Here is a 13,975-nt window from a genome sequence, read left to right on the forward strand (position 1 = left end):
TGTGGCTAAAGAGGTGATGAGTATGAGCTGCATTATTTTTGGACTTATCTTTTTGTTTTTATTATATACTGCTTTACCCTATTTTCTATCACGTGGATTAGGGTTGAAAATTTTTAAAAAAGGGGCAGATACATCAAAAATTGCCTTTACGTTTGATGATGGACCTGATCCGATTTATACCCCGATTCTTCTGGATCTATTAAAGAAAAACGAGGTGAAAGCTACTTTTTTTGTGGTCGGACAAAGGGCAAAAAAACACCCTGAATTGATTAGGCGTATGTATCAAGAAGGCCATTTAATTGGGATTCATAATTTTGTTCATCAGTCGAACTGGTTTATGTCACCTTGGAAGGTTCGCAGGGGACTTGAGGATACTGCTGATATTATTGAAAAAATCACAGGAGTAAGACCTGTTTATTATCGTCCACCATGGGGATTACTTAATCTTTTTGATCTAATCCTAAAAGGCAGTTACAAAATCATCCTTTGGTCAGTTATGGCAGAAGATTGGCGGACTACTGGCGGAAGTGAAAAAATCAAGCAGCGGCTGGCCGAAATAAAAGGCGGTGATGTCATCCTGCTGCATGATTGCGGGGAAACACCTGGGGCTGAGTTAGATGCTCCTAGGAATACAATCAATGCATTGAAGGATGTATTGAAACAAGTAAAAATTAAAGGTTTGGCATGTGTTCGGATTGACGAACTATGAATTGTCCTTTTTCTTAAAGGAAAATTTGGATAATTTAGATCATAAAGGAGAGGGAATTCATATGAATAGACCTATCTTAACTATCGTTGTACCGTGCTACAACGAGGAAGAAGTTTTAAGTGAAACTTCGAAACAATTATCCGGTGTGTTAAAAAATTTAATCGATGATTTTTTGATTTCAACAGAGAGCAAAATTCTCTTTGTAGATGATGGCAGTAGGGACCAGACATGGTTCTTAATTGAAAAAGAGATGGCAAAAAATCCATTTGTAAAGGGATTAAAATTGGCAAGAAATGTTGGTCATCAAAATGCATTATTAGCAGGAATGGAAACGGCCAGCAGCCAATCTGACTGCGTGGTATCCATTGATGCTGATCTCCAGGATGATATTCAGGTGATTCGGACATTTGTGGAAAAGTTTTGGGAAGGCTTTGATATTGTTTACGGGGTCAGAGACAAAAGGGATACAGATACATTTTTCAAACGGACTACAGCATTAGGTTTTTACCGTTTGATGAATAGAATTGGGATTAAGCTGGTACCCAATCATGCTGATTTTCGGTTAATGAGCAAACGGGCATTGGATGAACTCTTTAAATATAAGGAAACGAACCTTTTTCTTCGGGGACTTGTACCTCTTGTAGGATTTCCTTCTACAAAGGTTTTCTATGACAGGAAAGAACGGTTTGCAGGGGAATCTAAATATCCTTTGAAGAAGATGCTCGCTTTTGCCTTTGACGGAATTACTTCCTTTAGCATTACTCCAATTCGCTTTGTCACCTTAATAGGTTTTTTATCCGTGATTATCAGCGCGATTGCCGGGGGTTATGCCATTTTTCAAGAAATGGTTGGACATACAGAGTCAGGATGGACCTCTATCGTTATATCGATCTGGTTTGTTGGCGGTCTGCAGCTCTTAGCTGCAGGAATTATTGGCGAGTACATTGGAAAAATCTATCGTGAAGTGAAACGACGTCCAAGATATGCGGTTGAAGTGGATACTTTTTCTCAAAATAATAAGGGAAAACAGAATCTTGAAGTCCTTTTGAATACGGTGGGGAAATGAATTTTACCTTTATCCGCTTCATCATAGTAGGGATTGCCAACACTTTGATCGGTTTGTCTATCATGTTTTTAACCTTTCATTTGCTAGGTCTTTCCTACTGGATGGCCACTTTTATAGGAAATACAGCAGGGGCAGCTTTCAGCTATTGTTTGAATCGAAGCTTTACCTTTAAAAGTGACGCTTTAATTTCTAAAAGTTTGATTCGCTTTGCTGGGGTTATTCTTTTCTGTTATTTCGTATCCTATTATATAGGAAAGCAGGCTGTCCATTTTGTGTTCATCCATACCAATGTCTTTACTCCCGTTATTTCATCAGATATCGCTATTTTGGCTAGTACCTGTATATATACAGTATTAAATTATACATTACAAAAATGGATTGTTTTTCCGCAAAAGAACGCAAAAACACCGGGTTAAAGAGCCGGTGTTTATTATTGTGATGAGGAATGGAGAAAATGAAAAGAACTGCTTTTACACGTGAGAGGATTTATTTGTTAATTGCTATCGTAATTATTGCCCTTTGGGTGGCACCTTACTTTGTTCTTGGTGAAGAAGCGCATATGCGGATTCATGATAATTTGGATTCAAATATTGCCTGGTACAAGGTTTTAATGGACAGCGGGCAGTTATTTGGTTCCATCCATGCAAATATTCCTCAAATTATCAATGGGGAATTATCAAGAAATGCCTATTACTCCGAATTTTATGGGATTGTGGAGTTGTTTCGCTTTTTTCCACCTGTTGCAGCCTATGGACTTAATCAAGCAATCTCACGCTTTTTTGCCTTTTTGGGTATGTATTTATTATTAAAGAAATATGTAATGAAAGGTGAAAAGCAAGGATTCATCATTATTATTTCAGCCTTAACATTTGCGCTGACACCATTCTGGCCAAACGGAATGCTAAGTACATTAGGAATGCCTTTAGCCTTATGGGCTTTTTTGAATATCAAAAATCATGAGCACACTGTAATCAGCATCATAACCATCACCCTGTTACCATTCTATTCTACCTTTATGTTGGGCTTTTTCTTTTTCTTAAGTGCAATGGGGGTATTTTGGGTAGTGGAGGTCATCAGGACCAAAAGGCCTGAATGGCGGCTGTTTTTCTCGATTTCCTATATGACGCTTATCTATTTAGCGATTGAATATAGGGAACTGGCTTCCCTTATTTTTTCACATGAACCGACAAACCGCTCCGAGTTTTTTGAATCAAAGAATAACCTGATTCAAACCATTTGGCTCATTTTCAAAAATTACATTGTCGGCCATAATCAGGATCAGACTCTCTTTGGGATTATCATCCTGCCGGTGTCCATAATTGCCCTGGTGATCGTGATGGGACAAAAAAGCTGGAAAAGGGAAAAACTTTTTATTTGGCTGCATCTTGCAAACTTTTTGTTATCGGTCTGGTATGCCTTTTGGTGGTATGATGGCTGGGTGCCGTTGAAGCAAAAAATTAGTATTCTAAATACGTTTAATTTCTCGCGTTATCATTATTTGCGGCCAATGATCATTTATATCTTATTTGCTCTATCCCTTCGAATCTTATGGCAGTATAAGAAAAAATGGCGGATAACAGCTGTGGTTTTTGCATTGCTGCAGATTGGTGTATTGATTCCTTCAAACGAACAAATTTGGTATCACAATTCACCGTCATTTGGCGAGTTCTATGCGGTGAAGGAATTTGCTGATATTAAGAAGTTTATTGATAAGCCTGTGCAGGATTATCGGGTCGTAAGCATTGGTCTGCATCCGGCAATTGCGCAGTATAATGGAATGTACACGCTAGATACGTATAATAACTTTTATCCATTGTCCTATAAACATCGATTCCGAAAGATGATTGCACCGGAATTGGCAAAAAATAAAGAATTGGAAAGTTACTTTGACCAATGGGGCGGCCGCTGTTATCTATTTGTCGATGAATTGGGGAAAAACTATTTATTTTCTAAACAGTCCTCGAATGTCATTCATCAGTTGAATTTAAATGTAAAAGCATTTAAACAATTGGGCGGAGAGTATATCTTATCTGCTGTTCCTATTGAAAATGCGAAGGATAATCAACTGAATCTAGAGAAGGTTTTTCAATCAAAAGATGCTTATTGGAAAATTTACCTTTATAAGGTTTTCTAAAAATAATTGAGACATAACAAAACACTGACTCGGAAAAGTCAGTGTTTTGTTATGTCTATTTATTTAATGATTTGGAATTACTTGTGGGTTCCATATTTTTTGGAACAAACGGAATCCGATTATAAATGTGGATAATAGCATTCGCAATAGGTTCAAGAAAAGGACTCAGCTTGTAAACAATAATACTAATGACTAACGATACAATCATGCTTCCTAAAATATCAAATGGGTAATGATGTCCAACATAGATACGAGAAAAACCTGTTAAAAAGGCAAACAAGAGCATGCCCAGCCCTATTTTACGATGAACAAATAGAACTGCAAGTGCTAAAGCAAAGGCACCGGTCGTATGGTCACTAGGAAATGAGGCGTCTGCCGCATGATCCATTAATAGATTAACCTTATGTGTGACAAACGGACGAGGTTCAAAAAAGATATGCCCAATGATAAAGTTAATGAGTAATGCAAGAGCACCGGTAATTGCAGCGTAAACAACGGTTTTTTTATACTGATTTTTTCCGAAAAACCAAATGAGAACCAACACAACGGCATAGATGATCAACGCATTGTTCGTCACACCTGCCATTAGTCCATCTAAAAAAGGGTGATGTCCTGCAAATTGGTTAATCGATTTAAATAAATCGTAGTTCATTTTAGACTCCTTTTATTATGAAATATTTTTTTATTACATGGAAGAGTTACGATAAAAAAATGATTCACCAGCTTTCTAATTTGGGTAGATGAACTGATGAAATTACTTTTAGCCCCAAGCGGGTATCTTAACTATAAACAAGAAACCTAAACAGGCTATGAAAAAAACATTAATTTTCCATTAAAAAATGAAATTATCTATATGTAATGGTACAGTGAAATATAGATAAAGAGGTAAAAATAAGATGGATGAATCAGGGGGTATAGTACTTGAAAACCCATATTTTAGTTGTAGAAGATGAAATTCAAATTGCCCGTGTTTTAAAGATGGAGCTTGAGTATGAAGGTTACCAAGTAACAGTTGAACATAATGGGAAGGCAGGGCTGGAAGCAGCCTTACATAGTGAAATCGATTTAATCCTGTTAGATGTGATGCTGCCTAAATTAAATGGTATTGAAGTGCTAAGGAGATTAAGGAAAGAAAAAGAGGATCTTCCTGTTATTCTCCTAACGGCACGTAATACCACATTTGATAAGGTAGCGGGACTTGATCAAGGCGCCAATGATTACGTAACAAAGCCATTTGAAATCGAAGAATTGTTAGCAAGAATTCGTTCCTGTCTCCGCCATTATTCAAAAAATGGTCTAAATGGGGATGATTCTATTCTTTCAGTAGATGATTTAGAAATCAACACCGATACAAGAGAAGTAACAAGAGCAAATTCTTCCATCGTTTTAACGCCAAAGGAATATGACTTGCTGGTGTATTTAATTGTAAATAAAAATAAAGTAGTTACAAGGGAAAACATCCTTCTAAATGTTTGGGGTTATGATTATGAGGGGGAAACGAACGTAATTGATGTGTTCATCCGGCATTTGCGGAAAAAAATCGAAGACGGTTTTTCAGGTCCTCTCATAACTACAGTTAGAGGTATCGGCTATACCATAAAGGAGAACCCAGATGAGGATTACATTAAAAATTAATCTATTAACAACGGCTTGGATGCTCCTTATCCTCATTTTAATCAATATTGTCGTGTTCATATTATTTATGAGAACGACTCTTAATATGGAAGAAGATATGGGGTTTCAAAAAGCAGGGGACATTGTAAAAAATATCGATATCAATGACACACCTGAAAGCATTCAAAGTAAATTAAAGAATAATTTAACCGAACATTCCTATATTCGAATTGTGCAGCCAAAGGGTCAAATCCCTTATGAAGTAACGAATGAAAAAGCACTTGCCAAAAAAATTAAAGGGAAATTTGTAAACAAATCAGAATCTGAGAGACGGGGAATTATTTTAGAGGATAAGGAAAAGCAGGTGTTAATCGTTAGGGTCCCTTTGAAAGATGGAAGGTTTCATAATGCGAGTCTAGAAATAGGTGAAGAGCTGGAAGGACTGGAAACAAGGAAAGATATCCTTTTATGGATCCTGGGAGTCAGTACCGTGTTAGCAGGTATTTTATCATTGCTTAGCGGTAAATGGTTGTCAAATATCATCATGAGGCCGATTACAAATATGATTAATACGATGGAAGATATTGAACGAAGCGGTGTGCCAAAAAAAATAACAATTCATAATGATACAAAGGATGAACTTCAAACATTAGCCAGTACATTTAACCGGATGATTGACAGGCTGGAAGAGAATTTTGAAAAGCAGTCCCAGTTTGTTTCGGATGCTTCCCATGAATTGAAGACTCCGTTAACCGTTATTAAAAGCTATGCCAATTTGCTTAGACGCCATGGACTGGAAGATAAGGAAATGGCTGAAGAAGCAATCCAAGCTATTCACTCAGAAGCAACCAGAATTCAAAAAATGACGGAAACCTTTCTGGATGTCGCTTCTTTGGAAAAAGAGATAGAACTAGAGACGAGTGTTGTCAATCTAGTATCATTGTGCCAGTCGATTTTAAAACAAATGAAACAAGTATATAAGAGAGAAATCAATTTGCATTATCAAGAATCACCTATTCTAATTATGGCAGATGAATTAAAAATCAAACAGGTCATCGTGATTTTACTCGATAATGCCATTAAATATAGTAATGGAAAAATTGATGTTTTTTTAGATAAAAATGAGGAAAACGCGATTATTCGTGTTAAGGATAGTGGTATCGGCATTCCACAGGAAGAAATAAAGAACATTTTTGAACGATTTTACCGAGTGGATAAAGCGAGGAGCCGGGAAACAGGAGGATCTGGTTTAGGTCTTCATATTGCGAAAAGGATCATAAAGCTGCATAAAGGTGAAATCAGAATAAATAGCAAGGAGGGAGAGGGGACAGAGGTAGAATTGATTTTATCTTCCCGCTTGGAATTGTGAAGTAAAAAAGGCTGTCCAGAAAAGATTATCTGGTCCAGCCTTTTTTAGATTTATCATTTTTGGGGCGCCATTTTATTTTTTATAAAAGTAAATATAACCGGCAGCACGGAAATTACTACAATTCCAAGAATAACGATGCTGAAGTTATTTTTCACAAATGGAATGTTACCAAAGAAAAAGCCCGCAAACAAAGCGATTGTTACCCAAAGAAAGCCTCCAATTATATTAAAAGAGATAAATTTCCGGTAGGGCATTGTCCCAACTCCGGCTGTGAATGGTGCAAAGGTACGAATAATGGGTACAAACCTGGCCAGGATGATCGTGGCAGAACCATGCTTTTCAAAAAAAGCGGCGGTCTGGTCCAAGTATTCTTTCTTAATAAAACGAATCTTGTTGCGTGCCGCAACCTTTTCCCTTAAAAAATGGCCGATAGAGTAATTTACTGTATCACCGGCTATTGCAGCTAAACAAAAGATCAGATAGATTGGAAGTAACTTTATGGAGCCTGCTGCAGCAAGTGCCCCAGTTGCAAATATAAGGGAGTCCCCCGGTAAAAACGGTAAAATGACAAGCCCTGTTTCACAAAAAACGATGGTAAACAGGATAAGGTAAATATAGATCCCATATTCATTCATATAAAGACTTAAATGCTGATCGAGATGCAAAAAAATATCAATTAAACTGCTCACAACATGATCCCCTAACATAAATTTTCCTTTTAACAATTTAACTTTAGTCTTTTTGTCTAAAGTTCTTATTAATTTAATATTAACATTAGATTAAATATTTAATAGCATATCCTGCCTTAACACAATTTATTGGGTGCTTTTTGTTAAAAATAGATTAAATAGATTTCTGAATTTAGGGAATAATCGGGGCGTTGGATGAGTTTAATGATAAAATAGGAAAGATAAATTTATAAAATATGATTATCAATCGTTTGAAATAAAAGAATAAATGAAGGAAGTGTATTCATTGTTATTAATAGATCCAGCCCATAATACCGAGAGAGAAAACTATAAAATTCTAATAGGAAGTATTATTCCAAGGCCAATTGCATTTGTTACATCTGTTTCATCAGAGGGGGTTTTAAATGGTGCACCATTTAGCTTTTTTAATGTTGTGTCCGCGAATCCGCCTATGATTTCATTATCGATTCAACGTTCCTCCGGGAGACAGAAGGATACAGTCAGGAATATCTTAGAGTCCAAGCAATTTGTGGTACATATCGTGGATGAGAAAAATGTTGAAATGATCAATAAGACAGCTGCCAGTCTTCCTCCAGATCAAAGCGAAATTGAGTTAGCTGACTTAACTCCAGTGGAAAGTGTAAAGATTTCTGTTCCAGGTGTGAAGGAAGCAAAAATGAGAATGGAATGTGTATTTGAACATTCCTTGGAACTTGGGGGCGGGGAAACACCGGGATGTGATTTGATCATTGGAAAAGTGGTTCAATTTCATATTGAAAATGATATTTATGAAAATGGCAGGATTGATCCAAGAGGTTTAGGAGCAGTAAGCCGATTAGCTGGAAACTATTACGCAAAAATTGGAGACATTTTTGAAATCAAAAGACCTAAATAGAAGGTACTAACAGAGGATTTTTTTCGATATGATTAGCAGAACCTTAACGGGCATCACTATGTGAAACTTTCACATAGTGACGCATTATTATTTAAATAATGCCCTTTTCAAGACTGCTCCAATGATTTTGGGATACATCAAAATGGTCATTGGCTGGATCAAGTTCATTACTTTGACAAATGAATGATAGATTCTTTGATTTTGGGATGACAAGAGAAAAATTTGTTTGGCGTACCATTGCTGAAGAGAAAGTCCCATTGGCTTTTTCCCAATTGTATCTGGAAAACGGAAATCTTCCGTTATCACCATATTCCAGATTGGCGCAATGATTTTTGCCGCATGTTTATAAAAAACAGCGGTCCACTTTTGACCCAAAGTCTTCTGTTTTCTAAGCAATTTTCTAAGGGCGAGTGCTTCTAAAATAGCGATGCTCATTCCTTGGCCAAAGACGGGATCAATTCTGCAGAGGGTATCTCCCAACAGCAAAAGGCCATCTGGCAATTTCTTCACCTTATCCATTCTTCTCCAAATGATGTGCGGTATCCGGTAAATGGCGGGCTTGGTTAAGGGTGCAGCATCTCTTAATTCATCGTAAATATCCGGCTTGGGAAGTCTTCTTGCGAGATTCAGCATGCCGTTATGATTCTTTAAAACTTCCTGATCATTAATGACGTTATGGTACCCGCTAATCGTAACGATATGCCGGTTACCTTCTACCTTCGAAAGGGTACCGCCTATTTTTTCTTTAGGCGGATTGGGATAAACCATTTTAATACTCCAATCCCGCGATTGGTTCTCATTTAATTGAACGAGCTGGCTTACATAGGTTAAATCAATTTTTACTTTTTCCTCAGGAATATGAAGGCCTTGTTTTTTTAACCAGCTGGAAGATAGGCTGCCTGCCCCGCTGGCATCTACTACCAGTGCCGCCTCTAAAGTTGTTTTGCGACCGCTCCCGTCCATGATTTCGACCCCGGTCATTCGATTTTCGTCTGGATTGTATAAAAAGTTTTTGACCGTTTGATTATAGTGAATCGTAATGTTTGAAAAATTTTTTATGTATTGGGTGATTTTCCATTCCAATTGCGGCCTAGTCTGCAGTGTGGTGGTGAAGTTTCCATCATAACGCAGTTTCCAAACCCCATGATGGAACCATGCAAGTTCTTTTGTGGAATTAATTCTAACTGCACCGCTATTGTAAAAATCTTCTGTGATTCCTGGGAATAATTCTTCTAGGCCATATTGCCCGGCGAAAAGAAGGGCATGTAAATGCAGGCCTTGCGGAGCCCCCTTTCTGGCAATGGGCCTTTTCGTTTCATGATCACGTTCCAAAATAATCACTTCATTATAGAACTCTGACAACACCCGTGCTGCCAGTTTACCGGCAATTCCGCCGCCAATGATTATAACCTTTTGCATTTCGTCCAAGAAAAAAAGCCTCCATTAAACAATTAAAATATTTTCCTATTATACTACGTAATTTGGCCTATTTGAACTGGATTTGGCGGAATGCCTTTCAATTATGTATCAAATTTTTAAACAAAGTTTAAAAATTAAATCTGGATTCAATAAAATGCTTGCTTAGAAAAAGATATGGTGGTAAAGTACAGTTAATAGTGAATATTCCGAAAATTAACACGATATATAAAGATATAACTATTTTCTAAGTTTATAAGGCAGCGGTGATCATATGAAACTTTCAGAAAAGAAGCTTCTTAAAAAGAAAGAACAAATTCTTTTTTCCGCGCTTGAAATTATTAATAAAAGAGGCTATAGCGGTGCAACGATGGAGGAAATTGCAGCAGATTTATTCATGACCAAAGGCTCCCTCTATTACTATTTTAAGAATAAAAGTGATTTAATGTATCAATGCCATAATTTCGTCCTATCCCATGCAATAGAGGATTTGGAAGCCATACTCCAGCATGAAAAAGGATCAGCAGCAGATATTTTAAAAAAAATGATTGAAATCCATTTGGAATACGCGATTGATGAGAAGGAAGTTTTTAATTTAATTATGGATCCAAAGCTATATTTTAATGAGGAGCAGCTGGAGCTGGTCTTAAAGCTTAGAAAAAAATATGAAAATTTATTTCATGAAATTATTATCAGGGGAATACAAAATAAAGAGTTCCATATAGCAGAGCCCTCAATCGTAAGGATGATAATGCTTGGCGCGATGAACTGGGTACAGCAATGGTATAACCCAGAAGGGCGTTTATCCAAGGAGGATGTAATCACAATATATTTGGAATATATAATGAAAATTTTGATGTGAGGAGGTCTTCGCTAATCTGCTAGAACGCAAGAAATATGCACTATTAAGTGTTCTGAAACTGGGCGCATATAGCTGGAACTTTTCGGATTGTCTGAGAAAATCTCTGGTCTGTCGTCAAAAAAATGGAAAGGGGCTTAAAACTTGTTAGTATCATATGAACAAAAAGGTTTTGTCTATCTATTAACTATTTCAAACCCTCCGGTAAATGTCCTTACGGATCAGCTTTTAAATGATTTAGATGATTGTATAAACGAGATTAATGCGAAATCCGACTGCCGTGTATTGATTGTTACCGGGGCTGGTGAAAAGGCATTTGTAGCCGGTGCCGATATTAAACAATTCCTTCAGCTGGATGCTGAAGAAGGTTCAAATTTAGTAGAAAAAGGGAAAAAGATTTTTGATAAGCTGGCACATGCATCTTACCCAGTTATCTGTGCTATTAAAGGGCTTGCTTTAGGCGGAGGTCTCGAACTGGCCCTTGCCTGCGATATTAGGATTGCGGAACGAAAGGCCAAGCTTGGTTTGCCTGAAACAGGTTTAGCTATATTGCCAGGTTATGGCGGTACACAAAGACTGGCTAAACTTATCGGTCCTGGACGGGCAAAGGAAATGATTTTTACAGGTGCTCCTATTTCGGCAGAACAAGCCTATGAATGGGGAGTAGTAGAAAGGGTTGTGCCTGATGGTGAATCAGTGAAGGAAGCCTATACCCTTGCTGAAAAAATCGTTACAAAAGGCCCGTTGGCTATTGCCAAGGCAAAACAAGCCATATCCTATGGTCTTGATCGTTCATTGGAGGAGGGGCAGGCATTTGAAACACAATGTTTTGCCGAGTTGTGCTTAACAGAAGACATGCAAGAAGGGGCAAAAGCCTTTTTGGAGAAACGTGTACCAATTTATGATGGTAAATAAGAAATCTTTGAAAGCTGTTAACTAGTAACATATGAATTTACAGGAGGGGAATAAATTGACGGAAGTATATTTGATTGATGGTGCAAGAACTGCATTCACCAGTTTTGGCGGTTCCTTTGCCCAAACTGGAGCAACAGAACTAGGTGTAGCAAGTGCGGTAGAAGCAATGCGCCGCTCAAAGGTTGAACCACAGCAAATTGATCATGTCATTTATGGAAATGTAATCCATACAGAGAAAAATGCCTCATACTTATCAAGGCATATTAGTTTAAAAAGCGGGATCCCGCAAGAGGTGCCGGCATTTGCATTAAATCGTCTATGCGGCTCAGGACTGCAGGCTGCTGTTTCTGCTGTCCAGCATATTTTAGTGGGCGATGCCGCAATCGTTCTTGCAGGCGGCGCGGAAAATATGTCCCAATCTCCGTTTGCTAATTTTAATCAGCGCTTTAATGGACCCAAAATGGGCAATTTGTCATTTGAAGATATGTTATTAGCTACCTTAACGGACCAATATACAGGAAGCGGAATGGGCCTTACCGCTGAAAAATTAGCTGAAATGTATGAAATAAATAGAGAAGAACAAGATGCATTTGCTGCCTTATCCCATCAACGGGCAGCCAAATCCACAAAAGCCTTCCAGGAAGAGATAGTCCCGGTTGAAGTAAAAACCAGAAAAGGGAGCCTGGTTATTGAAAAAGATGAACACATCAGGCCGAACACAACTATAGAGACATTGTCTAAATTAAAGCCTTCATTTAAAAAAGAAGGAACCGTTACAGCGGGGAATTCATCTGGTATAAATGATGGGGCTGCTTCAATGGTTCTTGCTGGAAAATCCGCTGTACGTGAACATAGCTTAAAGCCGGTGGCACGTATTGTATCATGGGCCGTGTGCGGGGTTGATCCAACGATTATGGGCTTCGGGCCTGTTCCTGCTATAAAACAAGCACTTCAACGGGCGAAGTTAACCCTTAATGATATGGATATTGTTGAAATCAATGAAGCATTTGCTGCCCAATATCTTGCGGTGGAAAGAGCATTAGAATTAGACCGTGCAAAAACGAATGTTAATGGAGGGGCTATTGCCTTGGGTCACCCGGTTGGAGCCAGCGGTGCTAGATTGTTACTCTCCGCAGCCTATCAATTAAGACGACAAGGCGGGCAGTATGCTTGCGTCAGCTTATGTATCGGCGGCGGACAAGGGATTGCGATGGTAATTGAGCGAGCCTAAATGGTCTGCTGGTAAATGAACGGTGAACTTCTATAGGAAAGGGAGATGAAAGATGAAAATTGGTGTTTTAGGATCAGGAATTATGGGGAATGGAATTGCTCAGGTAATGGCTGCCAGCAATAATCAGGTGACATTAGTGGACATCTCAGAAGAGGTTTTGAAAAGAGCGGAAGCAACGATAAGAAAGAGTTTAACAAAGCTATCACAAAAAAACCCTTCCATTGACCCTGAGCAGGTATTAAGCCGGTTAAATTTTTCTATAAATAAACAAGACTTACAAGATGCCGATCTTGTTATTGAGGCTATTACTGAAAACATAGAGGCAAAAAAAGCAGTCTTTCGAGAACTTGATCAATTATGTAATCCCAAAACCATTTTAGCGTCAAATACATCAAGTTTTACTATTAAAGAAATGTCCGATGTAACCGAACGGGCAGACCGGGTTTGCGGCATGCATTTCTTTAATCCGGTGCCGCTTATGGATCTTGTTGAAATTTCGGCAACAAATGAAACGTCTGGAGAAACCATCCAAACAGCAGAAAGGCTTGTGAACCAAATGAACAAGGAAAGTATCCTTGTAAGGGATACCCCATTGTTTGTTGTAAACCGTCTGCTCGTCCCAATGATTTGTGAGGCCATTGCTCTTGTTGAGGATGGGACGGCAACGCCCGTAGATATTGATAAAGGGATGAAATTAGGTGCTAACCATCCAATTGGTCCACTACGCCTTGCCGACATGATTGGCCTTGATACGATGCTTCATGTTCAAGAATCATTGTTTGAGAGAACCCATGATTCAAAATACCGTGTACCTAACTTACTAAGAGAAATGGTTGAAAAAGGTGAATTAGGTAAAAAGAGCGGTAAAGGTTTTTATCAATATTAATAGGCAGGAGAAGAAATACTGAGGCCTTCGCAGGGTTCAGTATTTTTTTATTCTTTAGTCTCCAAAAGAAATAGGGAGGAAGCCCGCAGCATGTATTGATTTTTCCTTCTAGGGTTCTATTGCCTCTTTGGGATTAAAAGTAAAGCGAAAGGGAAAAGAAAAGAGTTCTATTACCCGTTCAGACTTAAGAGT

14 protein-coding genes are annotated in these 13,975 nt (G+C 38.1%); 11 read left to right on the plus strand and 3 right to left on the minus strand.

What is annotated here, in order from left to right:
• Positions 1–22 precede the first annotated feature (22 nt).
• The 4 genes from M3183_RS19730 to M3183_RS19745 all read left to right on the plus strand — a co-directional run bounded on the left by M3183_RS19730 (position 23) and on the right by M3183_RS19745 (position 3,909).
• A complete protein-coding gene (locus M3183_RS19730; RefSeq protein WP_251472358.1) occupies positions 23–709 on the plus strand; it encodes a polysaccharide deacetylase family protein in 687 nt (228 codons plus the stop codon).
• Positions 710–770: 61 nt separating this feature from the next.
• Positions 771–1,775 (plus strand): glycosyltransferase family 2 protein, encoded by a 1,005-nt coding sequence (locus M3183_RS19735; RefSeq protein ID WP_251472359.1) that lies wholly within the window; start codon positions 771–773, stop codon positions 1,773–1,775.
• Positions 1,772–2,191 (plus strand): GtrA family protein, encoded by a 420-nt coding sequence (locus M3183_RS19740; protein WP_251472360.1) that lies wholly within the window; start codon positions 1,772–1,774, stop codon positions 2,189–2,191. The genes M3183_RS19735 and M3183_RS19740 overlap by 4 nt, the downstream gene beginning before the upstream one ends.
• Before the next feature lie 38 nt (positions 2,192–2,229).
• A complete protein-coding gene (locus M3183_RS19745) occupies positions 2,230–3,909 on the plus strand; it encodes a DUF6044 family protein (protein ID WP_251472361.1) in 1,680 nt (559 codons plus the stop codon).
• A 55-nt stretch (positions 3,910–3,964) separates the two neighbouring features.
• On the opposite strand, the gene M3183_RS19750 is transcribed toward M3183_RS19745, so the two are convergent.
• Positions 3,965–4,561: an undecaprenyl-diphosphatase gene (locus M3183_RS19750; RefSeq protein WP_251472362.1), complete on the minus strand. Its 597-nt coding sequence runs from the start codon at positions 4,559–4,561 to the stop codon at positions 3,965–3,967.
• Positions 4,562–4,830: 269 nt separating this feature from the next.
• Here M3183_RS19750 and M3183_RS19755 point away from each other — a divergent pair, with 269 nt between their 5' ends.
• The gene (locus M3183_RS19755) at positions 4,831–5,544 is read left to right on the plus strand and encodes a response regulator transcription factor (RefSeq protein WP_285880485.1); all 714 of its coding nucleotides are present in this window, start codon (positions 4,831–4,833) and stop codon (positions 5,542–5,544) included.
• Positions 5,522–6,892, plus strand: a complete 1,371-nt coding sequence (locus M3183_RS19760; RefSeq protein WP_251472363.1) for a sensor histidine kinase — start codon at positions 5,522–5,524, stop codon at positions 6,890–6,892. The genes M3183_RS19755 and M3183_RS19760 overlap by 23 nt, the downstream gene beginning before the upstream one ends.
• Before the next feature lie 53 nt (positions 6,893–6,945).
• On the opposite strand, the gene M3183_RS19765 is transcribed toward M3183_RS19760, so the two are convergent.
• Complete coding sequence (locus tag M3183_RS19765; protein WP_285880487.1) at positions 6,946–7,599, minus strand: DedA family protein; 654 nt, start codon at positions 7,597–7,599, stop codon at positions 6,946–6,948.
• 268 nt (positions 7,600–7,867) lie between these two features.
• Here M3183_RS19765 and M3183_RS19770 point away from each other — a divergent pair, with 268 nt between their 5' ends.
• Entirely contained in the window at positions 7,868–8,476 is a 609-nt protein-coding gene (locus M3183_RS19770) for a flavin reductase family protein (protein ID WP_251472366.1), read from the plus strand.
• An 87-nt stretch (positions 8,477–8,563) separates the two neighbouring features.
• On the opposite strand, the gene M3183_RS19775 is transcribed toward M3183_RS19770, so the two are convergent.
• A complete protein-coding gene (locus tag M3183_RS19775; RefSeq protein WP_251472390.1) occupies positions 8,564–9,895 on the minus strand; it encodes an FAD-dependent monooxygenase in 1,332 nt (443 codons plus the stop codon).
• Positions 9,896–10,166: 271 nt separating this feature from the next.
• On the opposite strand from M3183_RS19775, the gene M3183_RS19780 reads away from it, so the two are divergent.
• From M3183_RS19780 to M3183_RS19795, 4 genes are all read left to right on the plus strand, one after another.
• On the plus strand, positions 10,167–10,754 hold the full coding sequence (locus M3183_RS19780) for a TetR/AcrR family transcriptional regulator (RefSeq protein ID WP_251472368.1): 588 nt from the start codon (positions 10,167–10,169) through the stop codon (positions 10,752–10,754).
• A gap of 141 nt (positions 10,755–10,895) precedes the next feature.
• Positions 10,896–11,666 (plus strand): enoyl-CoA hydratase/isomerase family protein, encoded by a 771-nt coding sequence (locus M3183_RS19785; protein ID WP_251472369.1) that lies wholly within the window; start codon positions 10,896–10,898, stop codon positions 11,664–11,666.
• Between the two features lie 55 nt (positions 11,667–11,721).
• On the plus strand, positions 11,722–12,897 hold the full coding sequence (locus M3183_RS19790) for an acetyl-CoA C-acetyltransferase (protein ID WP_251472370.1): 1,176 nt from the start codon (positions 11,722–11,724) through the stop codon (positions 12,895–12,897).
• 52 nt (positions 12,898–12,949) lie between these two features.
• Entirely contained in the window at positions 12,950–13,783 is an 834-nt protein-coding gene (locus tag M3183_RS19795) for a 3-hydroxyacyl-CoA dehydrogenase family protein (RefSeq protein WP_251472371.1), read from the plus strand.
• Positions 13,784–13,975: the final 192 nt, after the last annotated feature.

It is taken from the genome of Neobacillus mesonae (assembly GCF_023715155.1).
Lineage (GTDB): Bacteria > Bacillota > Bacilli > Bacillales > Cytobacillaceae > Neobacillus > Neobacillus mesonae_A.